This window comes from Paenibacillus sp. FSL K6-4396 (assembly GCF_038002525.1).
GTDB classification, from domain to species: domain Bacteria; phylum Bacillota; class Bacilli; order Paenibacillales; family Paenibacillaceae; genus Paenibacillus; species Paenibacillus amylolyticus_B.
Window position 1 is genome coordinate 1,974,861 of record NZ_JBBOCR010000001.1, and the last position, 26,006, is coordinate 2,000,866.

The window sequence follows — 26,006 nt, forward strand, 5'->3', positions numbered from 1 at the left end:
GTTTTTAAGGTACGGTTAAGGTTTAAAGTACAAAATAAGGACAGTTAAAGAATATCTCTTGGGAATAAGAGATTGGGAGGTAGAGAGGCATGGACGAACGCAACTATAGATCGAACCGTCAAGACGAGGAAAACGAAACCAAACAAACGGAGAACCGCAATTCTTCCGGAACGGACGAATCCTCCTATTATTATTCTTATGGACCTTTTCAGTCCGTGAATCAGGAAGATACAGCAAATCACATGGGAAGCAATAATCAACGTGAAGAAGGAAATGTAGAGATTACAAAACCTGATCCGGTGAGACCCGTACCTACTTACTATAATAGTGAATCATCTGAACAAGCGAAGAGATCATCAGCAGGCGGTGGAAACGGCTCAGGTAACGGTGGAGATCAAGGGAATGGCGGCAAAGGCAACTGGAACTATAATAACCGCAAACCGCGTTCTTCCGTAAGATCACTTCTATTTTCCTTTATTGCCGGTATGCTGGTCATCACCGTTCTCATGTACACAGCTGACAGAACAAACATGTTCACACCGGAGACGGCACTTACGAACACGGACAATCAAAGTTCAGGACAGGAAGCATCCACAAACACAGGCGGAGGCAACAATGTCACAGCGTCGTTACTGCCAACAGGCAAAGAAGATGTTTCTTCCGTAGTGACGAGTACAAGTCCAGCAGTCGTCAAAATCGAAACACTCGCGAAGCAGTCCTCACGTACAGGATTGGGTCAGGGTGGATCAAACACAAGTGATCCGTTGTACCAATACTTCTTTGGTAATGGCGGTGGAACGGAAGGCAATCAAGGCCAAAGCCAGCAACCACAAAGTAGTAATCAGCTTGTACCTATGGGCATTGGTTCCGGGTTCATTTTTGACAAAGAAGGATATATCCTGACGAATCAACACGTTGTTCAGGGTGCAGACGTAATCCAGGTAACCCTGGAGAACAACAGCAAGCCTTATGAAGCTAAACTGCTGGGAAGCAGCTTTGATCTGGATTTGGCTGTATTGAAAATTGAGAAAAACAGTGGTGACGATGCGTTCCCTGTAGCTCCACTGGGTGATTCCAACAGTACCCAAGTCGGTGAATGGCTTGTAGCTATTGGTAACCCGGAAGGATTTGAACACACCGTTACAGCAGGTGTACTGAGTGCCAAAGAACGTACAATCAGCATTCCAGATGAAGAAACAGGAAAAACACGTGAGTACAGCCATTTGCTGCAAACCGATGCTTCGATTAATCCGGGTAACTCCGGTGGTCCGTTGCTTAACCTGAATGGGGAAGTTATCGGAATGAACGTTGCAGTAAGCGCAGATGCACAGGGAATTGGTTTTGCAATCCCATCGAGCGTCATCTCTGAAGCCGTTAAATATCTCAAAGAGAACAAAGAAGTTCCCAAAGAGCCAGTACCATTTATCGGCGCGTCTCTGATGGCTCTTACGCCTGAAGTTGCTAAACAAATGGGAACAGATGTTACCGAAGGTTCAGTGGTAGCCAGCACGATCTTCCAATCACCGGCTTACCAAGCAGATCTTCGTGCATATGACATCATCACAGGTGCCAACGGTACGCCGTACGCCACAAGTCAGGATCTGATTGATTTTATCAAGAAACAGGAAATCGGCAGTGAAGTTACACTGAATGTGGTGCGTGATGGTAAGAAAATGGATCTGAAAATCAAAATCGGCAACAAAAATGATTTTGATACTTCACAAACAACAGATACACAACAGCAGCAACCATAAATATCGGGCAAGGATTAACAGAACGGAAGGGATTGAAGGCCCTTCCGTTTTTTTGCCCTGATTGAGCAAGGTTACAATGGACCAGTACGGATTGGAGACCGCCTACTTGAAGATGCAGATTGTGCTTCTGCCTGTTACAATGGGATAAAACGTTAGGAAAAAGGAGAAAGACCACCATGCGCTCAACTATTTTGATTGTCGATGATGACGAAAAAATTGTGTCCATGCTTCGCCGGGGGCTGGCTTTTGAAGGATATGAGGTACAGACGGCTTCCAATGGAGCCGAAGGCCTCAGCAAACTGATGGACAAGGAACCGGACATCGTTGTGCTGGATGTGATGATGCCGCAGATTGACGGATTTGAGGTATGTCGCAGATTGAGAGAAGCAGGCAGCAAAGTGCCTGTGCTAATGCTGACGGCCAAGGATGAAGTACAGAGCCGGGTGACCGGACTGGACACAGGAGCCGATGACTACCTTGTAAAACCTTTTGCGCTGGAAGAATTATTGGCACGTGTCCGCGCATTGCTCCGCCGAAAGTCTGATAGTGGGGGCACGCCGGACAACCGCTTAATGTATGAAGATATCATTTTGGACAATGACTCACGCGAAGTTTTGCGAGATGGGCAGCGTCTGGAGCTGACTGCCAAAGAATTCGAGCTGTTGAATCTGTTCATGCAAAATCCAAGACGGGTCCTATCTCGCGATCTGATTATGGATAAAATCTGGGGTTATGATTACAGCGGCGAATCTAACGTGCTCGAAGTGTACATTGCCATGCTCAGACAGAAGACCGAAGAATACGGTGGCAAGCGTCTAATCCAGACCATCCGGGGAGCCGGCTATATCCTGAGAGGTGACTCCTGATATGTCCATCCGGTTAAGACTAACCGCATGGTATTCTGGCATTTTGGCGGCTGTGCTTATTTTTTGGGGCGTTGTAATCTATGCCTTTGTGTATTTTAACTCCTATCAGGAAGTCGAACAGCAACTGAAAGTGAAGAGTACCCGGATTACGGAGCAGATCGGTGTTAATCCTCTTTCACAGTCGTTGGATCTGGACCCATTTACAGAGAGTCAGCTTCAGGAGGCACAAATCTATATTCAACTCTGGGATTATCAGAGTCGCTCAGGCAGAATTTCGGGTAATATGGAGAAACTGCAGATTCAGTTTCCGGTATTAAAAGCCAATGAGATACTTAAAAAGCGAGGCATATCCAAGATCTATGTGGATGGAACGCCGTTTCTGGTGAATCAGCTCCCCCTTTCTCTTCAGGGAACCAATGAAGTACGTGGAATTCTTCAGGTTGGTGCGAATGTAAGTTCACAAGAGCGCTTGCTGGAAGCGTTGCTTAATATTTTAGTTTTTGGCTGGCTGGTAGCGATGGCATTGGCTATAACCTCAGGCCTTGTGCTGGCCCGCAAGTCGATGCGTCCGCTCGTGACTGTCATTGATGCCGCCAATCAGATTCAATCTGGAGATGACTTAAGTGTACGTATTCAATATGCTGGGCCGAAGGATGAGATTGGGCGTCTGATTGAAACGGTGAATAATATGCTTGAACGTACAGAATTGTCATTCCGTGGTTTGGAGGAGACAAATGCTGCCCAGCGCCGCTTTGTATCCGATGCATCGCATGAACTGCGTACGCCGCTGACCACCATTCGCGGGAACGTAGACTTCCTGAAGAAGCTGTGGGATCAGGAGGGAACCGACCGACCGAATCTGGATGAGGAGACTGTCAAGCAAATGTCGCTGGAAGCCATTGAAGACATGGCGGACGAGGGAAAACGTATGAGCAGGCTGATCAGCGACATGTTATCGCTGGCGAGAGCGGATACGGGTCAGAAAATTGAACTGAATCCGATCCCGCTGCAGATACTCGTACAGGAAGTGGCACGCAGAGCACAATTTCTGGATCGTCAGGCAGACTGGCTTCCAGGAGATTTTTCCATCCTTAACGGCATTTATGTGAACGGTAGCAAGGACTATCTGCAACAGATGTTGTTTATTTTCATTGAAAATGCGTTTAAATACACACCTGAAGGCTCTGTGACGCTGGATGCCGTATTATACAAAGGTCAGGTGGGACTACGCATCAGCGACACCGGTATTGGGATGGATCGGGACGAAGTGCCGTTCATCTTTGATCGCTTCTATCGGGCAGACGAATCCCGCGGGGCTACACCGGGCATAGGTCTGGGACTTTCGATTGCGAAGTGGATTATTGAGGAACACCATGGATCGGTTGAGGTTGTGACCAGACGTGGAGAAGGAACCACCTTTATTATCTGGTTGCCGGTTGTCTTTGCTCCGCCTATCGAATAAAGGTATAATAGACAGGACTGCAATTACATCGGCAACGTTGCCGAGAAAGAAAGCGGGTGGCAACCAAGTGGAAGTACTACGAATTTCGCCGCGGGGATATTGTTACGGCGTTGTGGATGCGATGGTGCTCGCGCGTCAAGCGGCACGCAATCTGGATTTACCACGACCTATTTATATATTGGGTATGATTGTGCATAACCAACATGTGACGGATTCCTTTGAAGATGAAGGTATTATTACATTGGATGGTCCGAACCGGATGGATATTTTGAGCCAAGTGGAGAGTGGCACGATTATTTTCACAGCTCATGGTGTATCTCCTGAAGTGCGCAAGTTGGCACGGGACAAAGGATTGACAACAGTGGATGCAACATGCCCTGATGTCACCAAGACCCATGATCTCATTCGGGAGAAGACGGCAGAGGGTTATCAGATCATCTATATCGGCAAAAGGAATCATCCTGAACCAGAAGGTGCCGTTGGTGTTGCACCAGATCTTGTTCATCTGATCGAGAAGGAAGAAGAGATCGAAGAACTGAACGTATCTCCAGGCAAAATCCTTATTACGAATCAGACCACGATGAGCCAGTGGGATATCAAACACATCATGAGCCGTCTGCTAGAGAAGTTTCCGGGCGCAGAGATTCATAATGAGATTTGCCTTGCAACTCAGGTTCGTCAGGAAGCTGTCGCGGAACAGGCAGGTCAAGCGGACCTGGTTATCGTGGTGGGTGATCCTCGCAGCAATAACTCTAACCGTCTGGCACAAGTGTCGGAGGAGATTGCGGGTGTTACGGCCTACCGTGTATCTGATGTTTCCGAGATTCAGCAAGAATGGCTCAAAGGTGTAAATAAGGTGGCGGTTACTTCGGGTGCATCAACACCAACACCGATCACGAAGGAAGTCATCCTTTACCTGGAGCAGTATGAACATGACAAGCCGGAGACGTGGGAGATCAAACGTACCGTGAACATGAGCAAACTGTTGCCTCCAGTTAGAGAAAAAACACGTACACCTTAGGGCAAAGGAAATGTAAAAGTAAGTCTAAGTGTATGTGAGTTAAAAACGAGATGTGAATGAGAAGAATCCTGTTATGCAGATCCGAATGTCGGAGCCTGTGGAGCAGGATTCTTTTTGTATATGGATAAGGAATGTGTACCTTGACGCAATAAGATAACTATGGTATATTCACTTTAACGGATAAAAGCTTAAAAGCGAACAAGCGTTTAAGCGCGACAGAGTTTTTATGTTTAATCAGACGCACGTTAAGAAATTATGGTGCTCTCATACAAGGAAGGATGGGAATTAATATGATCGTTATTGCAGGCAAAGCTACACCGGAGGAACAGATTCAGGATATCGTTGCAGTTATTGAAAAAGAAGGGCTTCAGGTGCATATCTCTCGCGGAGAGGATCGTACTATCATTGGTTTGATTGGCAAAGTTGAACCTAAAATGCAAGAGCATCTTCGCCAAATGAAAGGTGTCGAGAATGTTGTGAAAATCTCGAAATCCTACAAATTGGCAAGCCGTGACTTCCATCCGGAAGATACGGTGATCTCCATCAAAGGTGTGGATATCGGCGGAAAAGAACTTGTCGTCATGGGTGGACCATGTGCAGTTGAATCCGCTGCGCAGATTGATGAGATTGCGGGGCTTGTGAAAGCTGCTGGTGGGCAAGTGTTACGTGGTGGTGCATTCAAGCCGCGTACAGGTCCTTACAGCTTCCAGGGAACGGGCGTAGAGGGATTGATCATGATGGCGGAAGCAGGCAAGAAACATGATCTGCTGACCATTACAGAAGTCATGACACCTGAGTATGTGGATATTTGCGCCGAGTACGCAGATATTCTGCAAGTAGGTACACGTAACATGCAGAACTTTGACCTGCTCCGCAAATTGGGCGAGTGTGGCAAACCGGTATTGTTGAAACGTGGCTTCAGTGCGACATACGATGAATTGTTGAATGCGGCTGAATACATTCTTGCGGGTGGTAACCCAAATGTCATGCTGTGTGAACGTGGTATTCGTACGTTTGAATCCTACACACGGAATACGCTGGATCTGTCCGCGATCCCTGTTCTGCAGTCTCTCAGCCATTTGCCGGTTATTTCTGACCCGAGCCATGGTACTGGACGACGTGAACTGGTGGAACCGATGACAAAAGCTTCCGTTGCTGCGGGTGCCAATGGCCTGATCATTGAAATGCATACCGATCCGGATAACTCCATGACAGGAGACGGTGTGCAATCCTTGTTCCCTGACCAATTCGCCAACCTGTTGCAGGATCTGGAGAAATTGGCACCAATCGTGGGTAAATCATTCAGCACAGCCAAACAACCGGCAGAATTTTTCCCGGCACGTGTAGGCGTGTAATAAGAATTTCATAGTCAAGGTCTGGATTATCATCCGGGCATCTCATCTGGTCTCGTTCATTGCAACGGAAACAGATAGATGCTCGGTTTTTTGCATATTTTGCAGTTTTGAACGTATTTATTAATCAATAGTGATAAGAAACATTTATGATGTGAAGTTTTTTCCATGATTTAGGATAAAAAAGGGGTCGCTTTACCGCATTAAACCAGTTAAATGTATATGAAACTAGTTGTTATATGAATTTTTGTTATTTATAAAATGTGAGTATAGCTAACATACTCGCAAAAAATACCTTACATAAGTATTGACGATGTCAGGTTTTAAAATTTATAATGACGACAGAAAAAAATTCGAATTTAGACATTTTCTTAGTGGGGTTGTTTAATGTTCGGAATATTTGGGAGGACGAATACATGTCGGTTGAAAACGTATTGAAATCAATTCAAGAGAACAACATCGAGTGGGTAGATTTTCGTTTTGTAGATTTAGCTGGTCGTGCACATCACATTTCCTTGCCAGCTTCGGCTGTTGATGCAGACACGTTCGCAAATGGAGTAGCTTTTGACGGTTCTTCTATCCAAGGTTTCCGCGGAATTGAAGAGTCCGATATGGTTATGATGCCAGACCCTGAAGCGACTTATGTCGATCCGTTCACTGCACACCCTACATTGAATGTTATGTGTGATATCTTCACTCCGGATGGCGAGCGTTATGAGCGTGACCCACGCAGCATCGCTGTTAAAGCAGAAGCTTATTTGCAAGAGAGCGGTGTAGGTACAGCGGCATTCTTCGCACCTGAATCCGAGTTCTTCATCTTCGACGATGTACGTTATGAGAGCGGCACGAACAGCTCCTCTTACTATGTAGATTCCGAAGAAGCTTCATGGAACACTAACCGCAAAGAAGAAGGCGGAAACCTGGGTTTCAAAGTTCGCACTAAAGGTGGATATGTTCCAGTAGCGCCAGTGGATACACAACAAGATATTCGTAGCGAAATGTGTCGCCTTTTGGAAGAAGCAGGCCTGTCGATTGAGCGTCATCACCATGAAGTGGCGACAGCGGGTCAAGCTGAAATCAACTTCCGTTTTGATACACTGAAGAAAACAGCAGATAACCTGCTTGCATACAAATACATCGTGCACAACACTGCACGTCAATATGGTAAAGTAGCAACATTCATGCCAAAACCATTGTTCGGTGATAATGGTAGCGGAATGCACGTTCACCAATCTATCTTTGATGGCGATTCCCCATTGTTCTATGACAAAGCGGGATATGCTAACCTGAGTGAAATGGCATTGCACTACATCGGAGGTATCTTGTACCATGCTCCGGCACTGATCGCTTTGACTAACCCTAGTACAAACTCATTCAAACGTCTTGTACCTGGTTACGAAGCACCAGTTAACCTGGTTTACTCCAAAGGTAACCGTTCCGCAGCAGTTCGTATTCCGGTTGCAGCTGTGACACCAAAAGGTTGTCGTATCGAGTTCCGTACACCAGACTCCACAGCTAACCCATACTTGGCATTCTCCGCAATGTTGATGGCTGGTCTGGATGGAATCAAACGCAAAATCAACCCAACTGAGCTTGGATATGGTCCGCTCGATAAAAACATCTATGACCTGTCTGATGCAGATAAAGAAAACATCCGCAGTGTGCCAGCTTCCCTCGAAGAAGCACTTGATGCATTGGCAGCTGATAACGAGTTCTTGACTGAAGGCGGCGTATTCACAAAAGAATTCATTGAAAACTACATCAACCTCAAACGTGATGAAGCGAAAGCAGTAGCGATTCGCATTCATCCGCACGAGTACAGCCTCTACTTCGACTGCTAATCGGTCGGGGTCGGAACAGTTTTTGTTCCAACTTAAAGCCTCCGGGACACGCTCTCGGAGGCTTTTCCTTGAATTAAACAATGTAGTGCTTTAACTTTGCAGGGTGATAAAGGAATTTGATGACCTGAATTCAACACTTCAGTGCATATTGCCCTTGAAGCAGATAGAGAATACTGATATCATAGCGATAATATTCACCTAATATGTCAGAGTTACGGATGGAAAGGGCGGGGGACTTTGTGACAAAAAGAGCGTATAATTTTAATGCAGGACCTGCGGCGTTGCCACTTGAGGTACTGGAGCGTGCACAGGCGGAATTTGTAGATTTTCGTAATACAGGCATGTCGATTATGGAGATGTCTCACCGTGGAGCGGTGTACGAGTCTGTACATAATGAAGCTCAGGAGCGCTTGTTGTCGCTTCTAGGCAATCCAAAAGGATACAAGGTTCTCTTTCTGCAGGGCGGTGCAAGCACTCAGTTCGCGATGTTGCCAATGAACCTGCTCGGTGCAGGGCAGACTGCAAGTTACGTGATGACTGGCAGCTGGGCCAAAAAGGCTCTGTCTGAGGCGAAGTTGATCGGCGAGACACATGTTGCTGCATCTTCAGAAGCAGAGAAGTTTATGAAATTGCCGGACGTTTCGAATCTGAGTTTGCCAGAACGTACGGCTTATGTACATCTGACTTCCAACGAAACAATTGAAGGTACGCAATTCAAGTCGTTCCCGGATACCGGTTCAGTACCTCTGATTGCGGACATGTCGAGTGATATTTTCTGTAAACCATTTGATCTTAATCAGTTCGGCATGATCTACGCGGGTGCACAGAAGAACCTGGGTCCATCCGGAATTACGGTTGTAATTGCTCGTGAGGAACTGGTGAGCGATTCGCCTAAAACGATTCCAACCATGCTTCGTTACAGCACACATGTAGATAACAACTCCCTGTACAATACGCCGCCATCCTTCTCGGTATATATGGTGAATGAAGTATTGAAATGGATTGAAGAACAGGGCGGACTGGCTGGTATTGAGCAAAAAAATACGAAAAAAGCGGAATTGCTCTATAACACAATTGACGCTTCCGGCGATTTCTACCGTGGTTGTGTGGAAACAGAAGATCGTTCCCTGATGAATGTAACCTTCCGTCTTGCTTCTGAGGAACTGGAGAAAAAGTTCATCAAGGCATCAGAGGAAGAAGGATTTGTAGGTCTGAAAGGACATCGCAGTGTGGGTGGTCTCCGTGCCTCCATTTATAATGCTGCTCCTTATGAGAGTGTTAAGGCACTGACAGACTTTATGAGCCACTTCCAGAAGATAAATGGATAATTAAGTATAGGTACGGTGTAATGGACCTTCGTGTCTAATCCTGTGTCTTACCAGAGCCTTCCACATTGACGTGTGGAGGGCTTTTCTTTAAGATTAGAGGGTTGTCGTCAACATGAAATGAAAAGGAGATTGAACACATATGGCTTTACACATCGTTCTGGTTGAACCAGAGATTCCGGCGAACACAGGCAATATTTCGCGTACTTGTGCGGCAACCGGTACCCATCTGCATCTCGTACGTCCACTTGGATTTCGAACAGATGATGCTACATTGAAACGTGCAGGGCTGGACTACTGGCATGCTGTTCATATTGAATACCACGACTCATTTGCTGAGGTTCAGGAAAAATATCCGGAAGGTCGTTTCTTCTACGCAACTACGAAGGCCAAGAACCGATACAGTGATTTTAATTTTCAGGATGGAGATTTCCTCGTGTTTGGTAAAGAGACTAAAGGCCTGCCACCTGAATTAATTGCTGCGAATCCCGATACATGCATGAAAATGCCAATGACTGGTGACGTTAGATCATTAAATCTGTCCAATTCGGCAGCAATTATTGTATATGAAGCGTTGCGCCAGCTCAATTTCCCGGGGTTAGAAGGATAAATTGAGGTTATAAATGACGGCTAGAATTCGGTAAAAAAACATTTTTCAAAAAAAAGGACAAAAAATGTTTATTTCCAGCAGGATTCGACAAAATCTTGGCGAATCTATAAACATAGTACAAATGTACCTAGAAATTTAGAGTAAGATAGGAGAGGTGTGCCGTAGCTATGAAGCCAGCTGGAGTAGTTCGCAAAGTTGACCAATTAGGTAGGATCGTATTGCCTAAATCTTTGCGTAAAAGGTATCAAATGAATGAGGGAGATCCTGTAGAAATCTTAGTACAAGGGGACCATATTATCTTGGAGAGATATCGTCCAAAATGTATTTTCTGCGGATCCATCGAGGAAGTCAACGAGTTCAAAGAGCGTTACATATGCGCACAATGTTTAGATGAAATGACTCAGCTTCCACAACACGGATAAGAAATAACGTCATGGGGTCCATTGACCCCGTGGCGTTTTTTTTGTTTTATTATCAATTGGATGGCATAATTGCAAATTGAAAAAAGATAAAATAAGTAGACTAACGCTGGGTGTAAAGGGGTAAAACCTCATTCCAGACGGCATTCAGGATGCCTTGCATATTTTCTTCCTCACTATTAATACATATGACAGCTTCCTTTGAGGGAATTACGATACACAACTGACCATAGGCGCCATCGGCGCGGTAAGCATCATGGGAACACATCCAGAACTGATACCCGTAACCTTTTCCCCAATCACCGTCTCCAGTCGTTTCGATCTGCTGGGACGTAGCCTGTCGAATCCAATCCGCAGGAACAAGCTGTCTGCCCTCCCAAAAGCCCTCCTGCAGCAGTAACTGTCCAAATCGACTCAGTTCCTCATTACTTATCCAAAGACCTGCACAGCCAAGTGTTACGCCGAGTGGAGAGGTTTCCCACTCTACATCATGGATGCCAAGTGGATCAAATAACCGTGGAGTCAGGTAATCTTTCACGGTTTGGCCGGTAGCAGCCTGTAGCATGGCTGAGATCATAAATGTATCCCCACTGCTATAGGTAAATTGTTCTCCAGGTACCCGGTCCAGAGGCAGAGACATATAATATTTCGCCCAGTCCTTTTCGGTCAATGAAGCTCGCTCATCAGCCCAAAGAGGGGGAGAGTCATGACCCGAAGACATTCGGAGAAGATCACGTAGTTTCAATTCCTGCGGCGATGGGAGATTGCGCTGTGCAGAGGGTACCTGATCATAAGAGAAATAATCACCAAGTGTCGCATCCAGATGTATCAGACCTTCTTCAAGCGCAAGACCAACGGCCATACACGTGAAGGATTTACTGATGGAATGTTGTACCCTGCGCTGATCCTTATCCCGGTCCCAATGGGCAAGCAGATGCCCTTTTTGTAATATACGAATGGAAAAAACGTTCAATTGTTGCTCCGTAATCGAATGAATGAAACCTTTGAGTTGCTCAGACATATTAACCTCCCTAATATCAGGTGAAACCTGAGTAAAATCGGTTGGTGAAACGTTTCCGTAATTTGAATGCAAAATCAGAACCCATGTTAGTATAAACCTGGTTTGGTGTCAATTAAAGTTGTAATAGCACTTACTAAATTTTCATATTTTCGTAATAATAGTGTCTTTGGACGCAAATTTAGACTTAAAAGAGCATTTTTTCGAGAAAAAAACGCGAAATTTGTAAAAAGGTTATTGACAGGATTTACTCATCGGGCTTATGATTTATTCGAAACGATTCGAAGAAATCGCTTCCACATTAAAAGTGTTGTAATGAAGTCCATGTGAATCAACGTTGGCTATGTTTTGAAACGATTCGAGAAAATCGTTTCGATAACCCATCGTAATACAAGGGAATCTACAACAGCCTGCAATCCAACGCCAGAGAAACGAATGAGTAAAGACAGCAGGCGATGATGAGAGGGGTTACATTTATGGCACATATAACGATCGAAACTGGATCGCCAACCTTATGCATGAATACCAGCATACATGTTGTGTCCAGTGACTCCGGAGAGACTTCAGGCGGTACACTATATCTGTTGCACGGGGCAGGCGATAATGCGAGTACCTGGCAGCGGTTAACCACAATTGAGATGTATGCAGCGCAATATGGCTGTACTATCATTATGCCGGAAGCGAATCGAAGCTATTACACCGATATGGAATACGGCCTGAATTACTTCCACTACATCACTCAGGAGTTACCTGAAATATGCAAGCGTCTGCTCAATCTGAATCCTGATCCGGAGAAAACATACGTCGCCGGTTTATCCATGGGTGGATATGGTGCACTGAAATGTGGACTAACTTATCCAGAGCGATATCGCAAAGTAGTGTCCCTATCCGGCGTAACGGATATCCAGACACGACTCCATGATCCCCATATGCCAGCGACCATGATCAAGGAAATGAAAGCGGTTTTTGGAGAATGTTTACAGGTAAAAGCCGATCAGGATATTTACGCACTGTCGGCCAAGCTGCTTGAACAGGGTGTTCCTTTACCGGATATCCTCAGTTGCTGTGGCGATAGTGACCCCTTCGTAGAGATGAATCGCGACTATGCGAGATACATGCAAGGGACTGCCTTTGATTTTCGGTATGTGGAGACGCCGGGGGCTCATGAATGGAAATTTTGGGAGCACCACCTGAGAACAATGTTTGATTTTCTGTACAACGACAAGACCATAGTAGAGTGAGGAGATGCAATGTGAAACCTGCAGCCGAAGGACCTAGCAAAAAGCTGAAGGGAAACGTGAAGGGCAATTCGCTCTGGACTGAAATCTGGAAGCACCGAATGACATACACCCTGCTTATTCCGGGGCTTGTCTGGCTAATTCTGTTTGCCTACATGCCGATGGGTGGCCTGTCTCTGGCATTCAAAGATTACAAGGCCAACCTGGGCATCTGGGGAAGTCCATGGAGCGGATTCGAGAATTTCAAATATGTTTTCCGTGATCCAACCTTTATCGATGCAGTATGGCGTACGCTGTACATCAATATTCTGAAACTGATTATTCAGTTCCCGTTCCCGATCATTCTGGCGCTGTTGCTGAATGAATTGCGGATGCGCAGAGGGAAAAAATTGTTCCAAACCGTTCTTACATTCCCGCACTTCCTGTCCTGGATCATCGTATCCGGGGTAGTCATCAATGTGCTGGCATATGACGGACTGGTAAACAGCGCGCTCGGATTACTCGGATTGCCAACGATTAACTTCCTGGGGTCTGAATCCAACTTTGTACCAATGTTGCTGTTAACTGATATTTGGAAATCAAGTGGATGGGGCGCGATTATATTCCTGGCTGCCATTTCCGGTATTGATCAGGATCAGTATGAATCAGCACAGATTGACGGGGCTTCCCGTATGCAACAGATGTTCAAAATTACTTTACCGAACATCCTTCCAACCATCACAATCATGTTTATTCTCTCGGTTGGTGGATTGATGTCTTCCGGGTTTGACCAGATCTTCAACTTGGCAAATGCCGCTACCAAAAATGTATCGGAAGTACTCGATGTATATATCTATCGGATTACGTTCCAGTCATCTACCGATTTCTCATTCTCGACAGCGGTCAGCTTGTTCCGTTCCCTGGTGAATATGGCCTTGCTGCTTCTTGCTGACAGATTTGCCAAGTGGCTTGGCGGAGACGGTTTGTTCCGATAAGAGAGGAGGAAAAATGAGATGAGCAAGAAAGCTAACAAAAAACCGAGAATTGGTACAGAAAAAATGACACTTCTCGATTACATTATTTTCGCCGTATTATTAGTGCTTGCCCTGATGATCCTGATTCCGTTCTGGAATGTCATCATGATTTCATTTGCGACACAAAAAGAATATGCTGACAATCCATTTTTGATGTTCCCTAAAGAATGGACATTGGATTCCTACAAGGCATTGTTCGCTGACGGAACGATTCTGACGGGGTACAAAAATACAATTATATTGCTAGTCATCGGCTTGCCACTCAGCTTGTTCCTGACAACAAGCATGGCATATGGCCTTAGTCGCAACAAATTTCCGTTTAAGAAGTTTCTCTTTTTCCTGGTATTGTTCACCATGATCTTTAATGGTGGTATCGTACCGCTGTACCTGATCATGAAATCACTTCATCTTACAGGTACGCTGTGGTCCGTTATCCTGGCGGGAAGCTTCAGTGCGTTTAACATGATTCTGATGATGAACTACTTCTACACCTTGCCTGAATCGCTGATGGAATCGGCGAGACTGGATGGAGCAGGAGAGTGGAGAATTTTGTTCTCCGTTGTTCTTCCGCTTGCTACACCAATTATGGCTACAATCACGTTGTTCTACGGTGTGGCTTACTGGAACAGTTGGTATGATGCGATGATATTCCTTCGAAAAGCGGATCAGTTACCGCTCCAGAATGTACTCCGAAATATTATCGTGACATCTACGACGAATGCATCCAATGCATCCAGTGTGGATGCTGCCCAGGCAAGCAACTTCTCAATGGGCATGAAGATGGCGGCCGTATTTGTCACCATGGTACCAATTATGTGTTTCTTCCCAATGCTGCAAAAACACTTTGCCAAAGGGGTATTAACAGGGGCAATCAAAACCTGATATACGTATAGGATTTTGTATCAAAATTCAACACAAAAACATGGGGGTAAAACATGAAAACGAAGAAAAAGTTGTCAGTAAGAGCTCTCTTTGCCATCACGCTTAGTGTAGTTATACTGATGGTGACCGCTTGTTCCAGTCAAGGAGCTTCAGGTGGTAACGAAAAAGATGCAGAGGGAAATTACAAAGACAACCTGACCATCTCTGTAGCTAACCTGACAGAAATCAAAAACGGGAACCTGGATAATGACTTCCACAAGTTCTGGACAGACAAATTTAATTTAACATGGGACTACAACTATATCGATTGGGATTCATGGGGCGAGAAGCTTCGTCTGTGGATCAACTCTGGCGACTTGCCGGATGTAGCGGTATGGAACTACGTACATGGCGATGCCATTAACAGCATTGAACAAGGTTTGTTCTACAAATTCCCGGATGACTGGAAAGAACGCTGGCCTAACGTGGCAGCAGCTTACAATTTGACGGGTCTTGGAGACAAGTTGGAAGAATTGACAGGTGGAACATATGTCCTGCCTAGACCAATCTATTTCGAGAACAAACCGGCTGACCCACTCACGAACCAAATTGGTGTCATTGCGCTTCGTAAAGACTGGGCTGAAGCAGTTGGTTTTGAACTGAAAGATGCTTATACAACAACCGAATTGAACGAATATGCTGCGCTAGTGAAAGAAAAAGATCCAGGCAAAGTGGGTAACAAACTTGTACCTCTGTCCTACAATGCGGCAGATGCCATGACAAACATGATTATGCCAAACAGTGTGCATGCCATGACTGACTCTCCGTTCTACAAAGGTGAAGATGGTAAGTTTCACTGGGGACCAGCAGATCCTGAAACGCTGACAGGACTTAAATTGATGCAAAAAGCCTATAAAGATGGACTGCTCAATCCTGAGTTCTACACATGGAAAAACAATGAAGGTCAAAACAACTTCAAAGTAACAGGTACAGCTGCTGTAACAAGTCTGGGCGGACTGGCTTCGTACAGACAAGGTCTGGATTCCGATATGAAAAAAAATCTGGGTGTAGATAGTGATGAACTGGTACACACAGCAATCGTAGTAGGCGATGACGGTAAATACCGTAACATGGAGCAAGCCAACTTCTGGTCGGCATTGATCTTCAATCCAGAAATTAGTGACGAGAAATTCGAACGGATCATGGATCTGATCGATTACTCCGCAACAAAAGAAGGACAGTTGCTCATCAACATGGGCTTTGAAGGAAAAGATTGGAAATATGATGAAAACAACGAACTCGTTAGCTTGTTGCCAGAAGGAACGGTATTGGAAGATAAATATCCAGCACGTTTCGAAGGTCTGTATCTGCTCGGTGACGACTTCAGTGTTGTAAACCCTGCAATCAAAAAAGATTACCGTGATAGAGCCGTTAAATTGTTCGAAGAAAAAGCAAAACTTGGTACAGAAGGCAAATCGCTTGCACCATACGATTGGGATGTCAACCTGTACGATTCCAAAGCTAAGAGTCAGGCTTCATTCGACTACCAGAATGAATATGCCAACTTGATCCTCAAAAACGGAGATCTAGAGGCAAACTGGAAAGAATGGGTAAACAGTAAAATGTCCCTGGTTCAACCTTATCTGGATGAGCTAAACGATAAATTCTAGTAATCATTCAGTAATTAATTTTGAACCCGGTGCGCGGTCTCTCCCCGAACGCAGCCGGGTTCTTTATTTCAACAACTTGTAGTGGAGGATATGATCAGATGAATAACGAGCAGTTGTTAGACCTGGTAAAACAGATGACGTTGGAGGAAAAAACAGCTCAGCTTCTTCAGTTAACTGCCAACTTCTATGAAGGAACAAATGTTGAAGGTCAGATCACAGGGCCGATGGAAGAGATGGGAATTACGGAGCAGTCCGTGGATGCCAGTGGGTCCATTCTGGGATTGTCGGGTGCGCAGGCCATCATTGATGTACAGCAAGCTTATATGAAAAAAAGCCGTTTGGGCATTCCGCTTTTGTTCATGGCTGACGTAGTTCATGGATTCAAAACCATTTTCCCGATTCCATTGGCGATCGGTTGTTCATGGGACACAGAACTGGCTGAGAAAAGTGCTGAAATTGCAGCACGTGAATCAGCTGTATCCGGTTTGCATGTTACCTTTGCACCGATGGTGGATCTGGTTCGTGACCCGCGCTGGGGTCGTGTGATGGAAACAACAGGAGAAGACCCTTATCTGAACAGCTTGTTTGCGGCTGCGTTTGTACGTGGATATCAGGGCGACAGCTTGAAGGATGAGCCAGATCGTCTTGCAGCCTGTGTTAAACACTTTGCGGCTTATGGAGCGGCTGAGGGTGGTCGGGATTACAATACGGTGGACATGTCTGAGCGTAACTTGCGTGAGTACTATTTGCCGGCGTACAAAGCAGCGTTGGATGCGGGTGTGGAGATGGTCATGACTTCGTTCAATACGGTTGACGGTATTCCGGCAAGTGGCAATGAGAAGTTAATGCGCGGCATTTTGCGTGACGAGTGGGGCTTTGATGGTGTATTGATCTCGGACTGGGCTTCCATTCGCGAAATGATTGCGCATGGTGCTGCGGAAGATGATCGTGAAGCGGCATATCGTGCCATTCGCGCAGGAGTAGATATGGAGATGATGACACCTTGTTATGTGCATCATTTGCCTGAACTGATTGAGAGTGGTGAAGTGGATGAGAAACTCATTGATGAAGCCGTTCTGCGAATTCTGCAACTGAAAGAAAAGCTGGGATTGTTTGATAACCCACTTCGTGCAGCTGATCCTGAACGTGAACGTGAGATTGTATTCTCCAAAGAGCACCGTCAGGTATCGTACGAACTGGCAACAAAATCAGCTGTTCTGTTGAAGAATGATGACAGCGTGCTTCCACTTCAACCTGACGCTAATGTAGCCCTTATTGGTCCTTTTGCACAGAGTCCTGATATTCTGGGCTGGTGGTCCTGTGAAGGAGTTAAGGAAGATGCAGTCAAGCTCGGAACAGCTCTGCAAGAACGCCTGACGAAGGATGGAAAAGTTCAATTTGCTCAAGGCAGTAATGTTCATACGATTACAGCTGAGCAGATTGCGGAAGCCCTTGAAGTGGCAAGCAAAGCAGATCTGATTGTCCTCGCTCTTGGTGAAGACTCCGAGATGAGTGGAGAAGGTGGATCACGCACGGATATTCGTCTGCCAGCAGCCCAATTGGAATTGGTTAAACAGCTCAAAGCAGCGGGAAAACCGATTGCCAGCGTTATTTTCAACGGCCGTCCATTGGATCTGCATGGTGTAATCGATGAATCGGATGCCGTTCTTGAAGCCTGGTTCCCAGGTAGTGAAGGCGGAGCAGCAATCGCAGATGTTCTGACAGGTGTAGTGAATCCATCTGCACGTCTGACGATGTCTTTCCCGCAGTCCGTAGGTCAGATTCCGGTCTATTACAACCATTTCAATACAGGTCGTCCGCTGAACCCGGAGAAGACGGAAGAACGTTATGTCTCCAAATACATTGACAGCCCGAATGAACCTTTGCTTCCGTTCGGTTATGGTCTCTCATACACTTCGTTCTCTTATGGTGATCTTGAAGTGTCAAGTAACGAGATGACTGCCGAAGAGTCCCTGAGCATTCAAGTACGTGTAACGAACACGGGTGAGCGCGCAGGCGTGGAGACCGTTCAGTTGTACGTTCGTGATGTAACGGGTGAAGTCGTTCGTCCTATGCGTGAGCTGAAAGGATATGTGAAACTTGCACTGGCGCCAGGCGAGAGTGGTACAGCCACGTTTACGTTAAATGAAGAACAGCTTCGTTATCACCATTCTGACTTAAGCTACCGCAGTGATCGAGGCGAGTTCCATATTCTCGTGGGTGCAAACAGTCGGGATACTCAGAAGAAATCATTCAGACTTGTTTAATCCGATGAATGGAAAGAGTAATGTGTCAGGCCTTTTGTTATGGAAGGCCTGATGAACATAACAGGGGAGCGAAAAATGTGGTCAGTATCAAGGATATCGCCAAACAGGCGGGAGTTTCCATCTCTACTGTGTCATATGCGCTGAATGGCAGCAACAAAGTGACCGATGAGACGAGTTCCAAAATTTTGGCCATTGCCAAAGAACTGAACTATGTTCCAAATGCCGCAGCAAGAACACTGAAGAAGAGGGAATCCAAAATTCTAGGTGTATTCTTGACCGATTTTAGAGGAGATGTGTATGGGGACTTGCTGAGTGGCATGAAATCCGTATGTAATGCTCAAGGTTATGACCTGATCGTGTGCAGTGGTAAACAATCCCATCGCATGCTTCCAGAGAGGATGATTGATGGTGCGATCATTCTGGATCATACGTTTGCAAGTGAGGAACTGATGCAGTACGCCGATCGTGGGCACAAAATCGTTGTATTGGACCGTGAGATGGATCATCCCAACATTAATCAGGTTCTGCTGGATAACAAAGCCGGGGCGACACTTGCGATGGAACATCTTATTGAACAGGGACATAAGAAAATCTATGTGGTGACAGGGCCGGAAGGTTCGTTTGACTCTGTGCAGCGGTTAAAGGCTGTGAGACAGGTTGCGGAACGTGAAGCCGATGTGGAATGGATTGAGATCACGGGAGATTTTGAGAAGAGTGGTGGAGAACAAGCCGCAGAACAGATTGTACAGGTGTATGATGGACCCGCAGCGGTATTCTGCCTCAATGATGAGATGGCTATTGGCTTGTGTGATCGTCTGGCAGACAGTGCACTTGGTATTGGTCAGGAGATTGATGTCATCGGATTCGACAATATTGAATTGAGCAAATACGTCCAGCCGAGATTGGCAAGTATTGATTATTCCAAGCGCAAGTGGGGATCGCTCGCTGCTGAACAATTGATCAAAATTATTGCTGGAGAACCCGTCGATCATGAACGAATTTATGTGACATTAGTTGAGGGTGGGTCGGTGAGTGGGCCTATTCCGTCTGATTCGGTTATATCCATGCGGAATGACCGGGCGGTTAGCTATTGATCCCGAATACAGCAAGAGACAAGGCTTAGAAGAATCGAATCATTCTTTTAAGCCTTGTCTCTTGCTATTTCGAGGATGAAGCAATAGAAAGAAAAAGCCTCTCCAGAGAGAGGCTTGGCCTTTACAAGCCTTTTGTTTTGTCATTGTTGTAGGATGAAGTGAGAATGCCTGTAATGAAGAGAGTCAATACGATTGCAATAATCCAGAATGTCAGTGAAAATGACATGCCCTTCGCACCTCCTGCACAAGCTCATTTTCTTCTATTATAACCATTATAGGTAGAAAAGAAATGCTTCACCCTATTATTTGTAAAATAAAAAGTGTGTGGGCACCGGTCTGAGGTTGCCATCTGAAGGGTTATTCACAACCCGATTATTCAGAATAAGCGAGGATGATCCGCCGCCATCCAGATTATAGGCGTCGATCACCCCAAGCTTGTACAACCGCCCTTGCAGCTCTTCAAGGGTAGCACCGGAACTTCCGCCCTCATTATATCCGTCAACTACAATAATCAATAACTGATCATCCTTATAATTGCCAATGACTGTACGTGGTGCTCGTTTGGGTGATACTTTCCATTTGGCAGGAATTGTGGTTTTACGCCCATTCTTTAGCAGCACCGGAACAAACGTAGCCCCAAATTGCGGTTGCAGGCGATCCAGTGAGTTTTTGTCGAAGAACTTGCCTCCGACCAGTTTGCCGGTATCGTTAAGTCCTACAAAAAACAGATCTTTGAAACTGGCCTGGAAACCGTTCACGTACTTCCCGTCCATGACGGTTGTGCTAAGTGGATAACGTTTGCCGCCACTGTCAGCAAATCCACCTGCGTTAATTCCGGCAATTGCACCGTTACGCTTCACAGCCTGCATGGTCGTCTCAGAACGCCCAGGTTCACTGTCTAGAGCCATCTGCATGGCTGTAGGGTCTTTTAGCTTGATCTTCATGGCATAGCCCTTATAGCTGCCAGGATTCACTCTGTACATTTCAATCGTTAGCCGGTCACTGTCTACCCGTTCAAATGGAACGCCAAGCTTGGATGAAATCCGTTTGTTGTAAATCGTTTCCGGACGATCCGCCTGGGCAGAAGCCTTCTGCACAAGTGTAGACATCGTACTTGTTGTTTTATTATAGAGCTGTGTCGTTCTTTTAATAGAAGAAGAAGTCTGGACAGCAGCATCTTTTGCCCCCGCAAGCTCTTGGCTAATTGCTTGGGTCCGGGGTGTAATCGTATCCTTTGACAGTTCGGTCGGCGTCAAACCTCCGGGTTCAAGTGGAGGACGAAGCAGCAGCAGGCATATTATCAATCCAACAAAAGGAGCGAGTGCAAGCATAAAAAAACGATTAACCTGTTTGACGGGTGTAATCATTTGAGCAGGTCCATCTTTTTCTGGAGTGTCTCCAGTTGTTTTTTGACTTCGCTCAGCTGGGTATACAGTTTGTTGCTGTTATCCGTTTTGTCACTTGCATTATCCTTGGTGAAAGTCAGCAATTCATTAAAGGATTGAACCTGTCCCTGCAGGTTTTCTACTTCCTTTGATATCGTTGTTAGCTGATTTTCGTAGTCGGTTTTTAGCGCTGCGATCTGCTGCTGATTATGGGCTTGAAGCTGATTAATCATCTGTTGCTGGAGATGGTTACTATAATAGTAGGTTCCAACGACTCCTAGTGCAATGAGAACAATCCACATTACCAGAAACAGCTTGATTGAAGATCCAGCCTTGCCTTTGGCGCTCCGGGTGTGATGGATGTCAGAGGACGGGGCAGATGGTTTCATATCATCACTCCTGGTCATTAATAGGTACAAAAAAATTTCCAGTCCTCATTCTATCATGCCCCTATTGATTACGCAAAAATGAAATTCTTTACTTAATAGAGTAAAAAGAGATTGCATCGGAAGGAAGTCCTAGGATACAATTTCTTATAGATGCAATAAGTAGGAACTTTGGGCAGGTTTTTCGACTTTTTTAGATAGAAATGCAGGAAGTTTATACTATATTTTGACCTTTCCGGGGATGGGAAGATGGACGTTATGGTGTTTTTATAACAAAATACAGTGAAAATAGAGCTTTTTTATCGGCTGCCTCCTGTATTTTTCTGTTTTTCGACATAATCCGACCTATGCTTCTTCTATACTCGGATTGTCGCATAGACGATGAAATCATCATGGCAGAATTTAAAAGTTATTTGTCCAATACATAACAGGGGGAACAACAATGAAAAAAGTATGGCAGGTGGTCATCATAGATATCCACCCCACCAGCATGCTCGGTACAAAATTGATTTTGGAAGAGCAGCAAGATCTGACGGTACGTGGCATGACTTCGACCGGAACAGAAGGGCTCGATCTGGTGAATATTCACCAGCCTGATCTGATTCTGATGGATTATCGTCTTCCAGAGGGACAGGCAGATCAATATATTGCCCAGATGAAGAATCTGTCACCTCACAGTCACATCATCATTCTGACGGATGAAGACAATGTGAAGCTGTTTCGTCATCTGATGAGTCTTGGTGCAAGCGGCATGTTATCCAAACAGGCTTCCCCTAGCCAGCTGATTCATCTGATCTCTGGGTTACGTGAGGGTCATGTGTCCATTCCATTGGCGTGGTTAAACAGTGCGGAGTGGGCGCAACCTGTGGAATCTCCGACAGAATCACGTGTCATTGAATTAACAGAAACCGAAACTTTTATCATGGAAAGAATTGTTCAGGGTGTAACCTATGATAAAATAGCGAATGAGATCAACGTTAGCAGACGTTCCATTGATAATTACCTGCGTAAAATATACGTGAAGCTGGAAGTAAGCAGTAGAGCGCAGGCCATTGAACGTTATGCCTTGCACGCAAGACAAGTGAAGACGGGATCCTGACGAAACAGGTTTGTTCTTCCCATGATCACAACAGTTCGGTATGCATCCGGTCATATTCGATGGCGAGCAGGAATAGGTTGTAGGGCTGCGGACTGCGAGTACAGTTTCGGAATAGGGATGAAAGGGGAACGGATCGATGAAATATTTCTTTGCTTCCCGTACCAACAGGCTTTTGTCGTCACCACTGAGGGATATACGTGAGATGTCTGGCAGGGATTATTTCATTTCTCTGGCAGAAGAATTGCCTGCGGAGGAGTTGTTTCCTTTCAAATTGTTGGAAGAAGCAGCGGTGTCTGTCTTTAGTTCAGGCCCCTCCGCATTGCAATATGGAGAGCCAGCAGGCTACACACCCCTAAGAGAGTGGTTGAACAAAGACTGGAATGCACGCAAAGGCATACGAACGGTACCCGAGCAGATTCTGTTGACCACTGGTACCCAGCAGGCCATCGATCTGGTGATGCGTCTATTGCTTGAGCCAGGAGATTCTGTACTGGTTGAACATCCCACATCTCCAGGCTGTCTTGAGGTTTTGGAGATGCAAGGAGCCAAGATTGTGCCCGTAATGGGTGATCGGGACGGCATACTGCCAGACCTTTTGGAGCATCACATGCAGCAGGTTAGACCGAAGCTGCTTTTTGCTGCACCCAGTTTCTCAAATCCGACCGGTGCTTTGTGGAGTATGGAGCGGCGGGAGGCTGTCCTTGAGCTGTGTTCGCGCTATGGTGTACTGCTTGTGGAAGATGATTCTTACGGAGAGCTCCATTTCGATGGCCTTGAGCCAACGGAATTCTATCGTAAATATCCTTCACTCTTTGCACTGGATACTGCCGATCAGGGTGGACATGTTCTCTACATTGGTTCATTCAGCAAAACAGTAGCGCCCGCTCTTCGAACCGGATGGGCCGCTGGACATCCTGCGCTGATTCAGGCAATGGCCTCGGTTAAACGAATTGCAGATGGTCAGTCCAGTCCGATGAATCAGCGGCTGTTGTATCAATTGCTTGCTCATTCCCCTTTTCGTTGGAGTGATCACTTATCCATGTTGAATCGGGAGTACAAGACAAGGCTCAAGCTGATGCTTGAACTGTTGAAAAGACCGGGCTGGAAAGGGTGTCAGTACAACATTCCAGAGGGCGGAATGTATCTATGGGTACAGTTGCCGGAAGGATTGGATAGTGGCGCTTTGCTTAAAGCGGCTTTGCCCAAAGGTGTATCTTTTCTTCCTGGATCACTATGCTCCACAGGTGTACAGGATCAACGTTACATCCGATTGAACTTTAGCCATCCGGGCAGGGATGAATTGCTTCTTGGCATGAACCTGATTAGTGAAGCCATTTCCGAATTTACGGCTCGTAGCTAAGTCAGATCAAAAATAGATTTTGTAGCAAAAATAAAAATTGGTTCATGACCAAAGTGATTACGTTATTGCATCCACTAACATTTTTATATATAATATGAATTAATGAGTTGTTGGTTTCTTTATATAAGCTACAATGGTGGCCAGTTCAGGAAAAGCACTCATATATTTTATCTAACGGGGGAAAATTCAACATGTCTAATATTTTATTTGTTAAAGCAAATGACCGTCCTGCAGATCAAGCAGTCAGCGTTAAATTGTACGATGCATTCTTGAGCGCATACAAAGAGTCCCACCCAGGTGACACAGTTACTGAGTTGGATCTCTACAATACAGAATTCCCATTCTATGGTAACACTGCTATCACAGGTACTTACAAAGCAGCTAACGGTTTTGAACTGACAGCTGACGAGCAAAAAGCAGCTGCACTTGCAACACAATTGCAAGATCAATTCCTGGCAGCTGACAAAGTTGTATTTGCATTCCCACTGTGGAACTTCACTGTTCCAGCTCCATTGGTAAACTACATTGCTTACCTGAGCCAAGCTGGTAAAACATTCAAATACACTGCTGAAGGTCCTGTAGGACTTGCTGGCGACAAAAAAGTAGCTTTGCTTAACGCACGTGGTGGCGTTTATTCCGAAGGCCCAATGGCAGCTGCTGAAATGTCCCTGAACTTCCTGAAAACAGTTCTCGGCTTGTGGGGCATTCAAAACCCTGAAGTAGTTATCGTTGAAGGACATAATGCTTCTGCAGATCGTGCTGAAGAAATCGTTACTGCAGGTCTGAAATTGGCTTCCGAAGTAGCAGTAAAATTCTAATAACAATCTTCTATATAGAACACATCAAAACACCTGTAGTCTCCAGTGGAGATTACAGGTGTTTTTTTTGCATTCTCATTTTTTTCACATCCGTTACTTCAGATGATTCCAGTTTAGATCCTGCCTGTATTTTTTAAGTAAAACTCCGCTGATTCAGCAATGTGTGCAAGGTCGTCCTTATTTTCACCAGATACAGAATACGTTACATCGAGTTCATTAATGGTTCGTTCAATCATATCATTATCCTCAAGCATGTGTGCATGCTCGGTTAACGCCTGTACTCCCTTAATTGTCAGAATATACTTTCCACGGGAGAGGCGTTCAAACCAGCCATAATAGTTTTTTTGCAGAATAGCTGCTGCAGACCCTACGCCTGTCTGTCTGGCAAGGTTGGCCGGAGAGGCTTCTCCGTTTGTCCGCAGAGCGGATGCGACACGTAAAGCCTTCTCACGATATGCTGTGACCAGCTGTCTGCGTGTGCTGCCTCCCGTATTGTAGTCTCCACTGCGTTCGTCGAATTCCTTGAGCAATCGTTTCCGTCGAACGCCGCTTTTGCGGGCAACTTGATTGGCGCTAGTAGGGGGCGTCTGGGCGGAAGGTTCGCACAGTACATCAATCAGGGGAGCTTTGGTTTTGTAAAATGTGACAGTCAGCAGCCCCAGACCAAGTTGTCTGCATAGTGCAGCCAGTTCGCTCCAGCGCTGGTTCACAGCTCCGCGTTTACTGCGATTGCGCTCGACGGCCAGATACACGAACGGGCTAAGCTTCAAGCGCTGCATACCCTGTAACAACAGGGAGAGGTTAAATGTTTTTTTCATCTCCACAATGAGTGGTTCGTCCTGGTCCGATCTGACCCCTACGAGGTCACAATGTCTGACTTCCGCTTTGACGTCGAAGCCACGCTGCTCGAAGAAAGCCTTCACAGGCGAATATAATTCGGTTTCGTATTTTACTGCCATCGTCCGTGCTCCTTTCCAGAAGTGGCCTGTCTCTGACCAGGTGTTGTCCGTTATCCTGAATTTAGAACCCTCATTATATCATATTCGTTCTTTTTTTTCTGAAGGCACAAGATGTCTGATAGAACAGGGAAAAGCCAAAATTCGAAGCGGTTGATTGAAAAAAAGAGGTCAACTTATCCGAATTGCCG

Annotated in this window: 22 protein-coding genes; 18 read left to right on the top strand and 4 right to left on the bottom strand. The window is 45.7% G+C overall.

All coding sequences use genetic code 11. From position 1 onward, the window contains the following. Positions 1-89 precede the first annotated feature (89 nt). From MHB85_RS09040 to MHB85_RS09080, 9 genes are all read left to right on the top strand, one after another. Positions 90-1,754, top strand: coding sequence for a S1C family serine protease (locus tag MHB85_RS09040; RefSeq protein ID WP_091014685.1), 1,665 nt, complete (start codon positions 90-92; stop codon positions 1,752-1,754). 176 nt (positions 1,755-1,930) lie between these two features. Next, positions 1,931-2,620 (top strand): response regulator transcription factor, encoded by a 690-nt coding sequence (locus MHB85_RS09045; RefSeq protein ID WP_091014684.1) that lies wholly within the window; start codon positions 1,931-1,933, stop codon positions 2,618-2,620. Position 2,621: 1 nt separating this feature from the next. Further along, a complete protein-coding gene (locus MHB85_RS09050) occupies positions 2,622-4,082 on the top strand; it encodes a sensor histidine kinase (RefSeq protein ID WP_105598005.1) in 1,461 nt (486 codons plus the stop codon). A gap of 67 nt (positions 4,083-4,149) precedes the next feature. Next, on the top strand, positions 4,150-5,103 hold the full coding sequence (locus MHB85_RS09055) for a 4-hydroxy-3-methylbut-2-enyl diphosphate reductase (RefSeq protein ID WP_076327038.1): 954 nt from the start codon (positions 4,150-4,152) through the stop codon (positions 5,101-5,103). A gap of 290 nt (positions 5,104-5,393) precedes the next feature. Then, on the top strand, positions 5,394-6,458 hold the full coding sequence (aroF, locus tag MHB85_RS09060; protein ID WP_036610039.1) for a 3-deoxy-7-phosphoheptulonate synthase: 1,065 nt from the start codon (positions 5,394-5,396) through the stop codon (positions 6,456-6,458). A gap of 413 nt (positions 6,459-6,871) precedes the next feature. Beyond that, the gene (gene glnA / locus MHB85_RS09065; protein WP_091014681.1) at positions 6,872-8,296 is read left to right on the top strand and encodes a type I glutamate--ammonia ligase; all 1,425 of its coding nucleotides are present in this window, start codon (positions 6,872-6,874) and stop codon (positions 8,294-8,296) included. A 239-nt stretch (positions 8,297-8,535) separates the two neighbouring features. Beyond that, positions 8,536-9,624 (top strand): 3-phosphoserine/phosphohydroxythreonine transaminase, encoded by a 1,089-nt coding sequence (gene serC / locus MHB85_RS09070; RefSeq protein ID WP_105598007.1) that lies wholly within the window; start codon positions 8,536-8,538, stop codon positions 9,622-9,624. Between the two features lie 139 nt (positions 9,625-9,763). Beyond that, positions 9,764-10,231, top strand: coding sequence for a tRNA (uridine(34)/cytosine(34)/5-carboxymethylaminomethyluridine(34)-2'-O)-methyltransferase TrmL (gene trmL / locus MHB85_RS09075; RefSeq protein ID WP_017689589.1), 468 nt, complete (start codon positions 9,764-9,766; stop codon positions 10,229-10,231). A gap of 167 nt (positions 10,232-10,398) precedes the next feature. Continuing rightward, positions 10,399-10,653: an AbrB/MazE/SpoVT family DNA-binding domain-containing protein gene (locus MHB85_RS09080; protein ID WP_036610032.1), complete on the top strand. Its 255-nt coding sequence runs from the start codon at positions 10,399-10,401 to the stop codon at positions 10,651-10,653. Between the two features lie 100 nt (positions 10,654-10,753). Here the strand turns inward: MHB85_RS09080 and MHB85_RS09085 are convergent, their stop codons facing one another. Further along, positions 10,754-11,671, bottom strand: coding sequence for a serine hydrolase domain-containing protein (locus MHB85_RS09085; protein WP_192134695.1), 918 nt, complete (start codon positions 11,669-11,671; stop codon positions 10,754-10,756). 473 nt (positions 11,672-12,144) lie between these two features. Here MHB85_RS09085 and MHB85_RS09090 point away from each other — a divergent pair, with 473 nt between their 5' ends. From MHB85_RS09090 to MHB85_RS09115, 6 genes are all read left to right on the top strand, one after another. After that, entirely contained in the window at positions 12,145-12,909 is a 765-nt protein-coding gene (locus MHB85_RS09090) for an alpha/beta hydrolase (protein WP_091014675.1), read from the top strand. A gap of 11 nt (positions 12,910-12,920) precedes the next feature. Then, positions 12,921-13,880: an ABC transporter permease gene (locus tag MHB85_RS09095; RefSeq protein WP_017689585.1), complete on the top strand. Its 960-nt coding sequence runs from the start codon at positions 12,921-12,923 to the stop codon at positions 13,878-13,880. 18 nt (positions 13,881-13,898) lie between these two features. Beyond that, the gene (locus tag MHB85_RS09100) at positions 13,899-14,801 is read left to right on the top strand and encodes a carbohydrate ABC transporter permease (protein WP_036610027.1); all 903 of its coding nucleotides are present in this window, start codon (positions 13,899-13,901) and stop codon (positions 14,799-14,801) included. Between the two features lie 53 nt (positions 14,802-14,854). Next, a complete protein-coding gene (locus tag MHB85_RS09105; protein WP_192134697.1) occupies positions 14,855-16,450 on the top strand; it encodes an ABC transporter substrate-binding protein in 1,596 nt (531 codons plus the stop codon). 98 nt (positions 16,451-16,548) lie between these two features. Then, positions 16,549-18,717, top strand: a complete 2,169-nt coding sequence (gene bglX / locus MHB85_RS09110) for a beta-glucosidase BglX (RefSeq protein WP_192134699.1) — start codon at positions 16,549-16,551, stop codon at positions 18,715-18,717. Positions 18,718-18,794: 77 nt separating this feature from the next. Then, positions 18,795-19,811, top strand: a complete 1,017-nt coding sequence (locus tag MHB85_RS09115; protein WP_091014664.1) for a LacI family DNA-binding transcriptional regulator — start codon at positions 18,795-18,797, stop codon at positions 19,809-19,811. 302 nt (positions 19,812-20,113) lie between these two features. On the opposite strand, the gene MHB85_RS09120 is transcribed toward MHB85_RS09115, so the two are convergent. Together MHB85_RS09120 and MHB85_RS09125 are read right to left on the bottom strand one after the other, a co-directional pair. Continuing rightward, positions 20,114-21,178: a phosphodiester glycosidase family protein gene (locus MHB85_RS09120; RefSeq protein ID WP_192134701.1), complete on the bottom strand. Its 1,065-nt coding sequence runs from the start codon at positions 21,176-21,178 to the stop codon at positions 20,114-20,116. Further along, positions 21,175-21,585, bottom strand: a complete 411-nt coding sequence (locus MHB85_RS09125) for a uroporphyrinogen-III C-methyltransferase (RefSeq protein ID WP_091014659.1) — start codon at positions 21,583-21,585, stop codon at positions 21,175-21,177. The genes MHB85_RS09120 and MHB85_RS09125 overlap by 4 nt, the downstream gene beginning before the upstream one ends. Before the next feature lie 439 nt (positions 21,586-22,024). On the opposite strand from MHB85_RS09125, the gene MHB85_RS09130 reads away from it, so the two are divergent. From MHB85_RS09130 to MHB85_RS09140, 3 genes are all read left to right on the top strand, one after another. Then, positions 22,025-22,681, top strand: a complete 657-nt coding sequence (locus MHB85_RS09130) for a response regulator transcription factor (protein WP_091014657.1) — start codon at positions 22,025-22,027, stop codon at positions 22,679-22,681. 136 nt (positions 22,682-22,817) lie between these two features. Then, positions 22,818-24,041: an aminotransferase-like domain-containing protein gene (locus MHB85_RS09135; RefSeq protein WP_036610015.1), complete on the top strand. Its 1,224-nt coding sequence runs from the start codon at positions 22,818-22,820 to the stop codon at positions 24,039-24,041. A 191-nt stretch (positions 24,042-24,232) separates the two neighbouring features. Beyond that, complete coding sequence (locus MHB85_RS09140) at positions 24,233-24,859, top strand: FMN-dependent NADH-azoreductase (protein ID WP_091014655.1); 627 nt, start codon at positions 24,233-24,235, stop codon at positions 24,857-24,859. Between the two features lie 113 nt (positions 24,860-24,972). Here MHB85_RS09140 and MHB85_RS09145 read toward each other — a convergent pair whose 3' ends face one another. Then, entirely contained in the window at positions 24,973-25,818 is an 846-nt protein-coding gene (locus MHB85_RS09145; RefSeq protein ID WP_192134703.1) for a DUF2161 domain-containing phosphodiesterase, read from the bottom strand. Positions 25,819-26,006 lie beyond the last annotated feature (188 nt).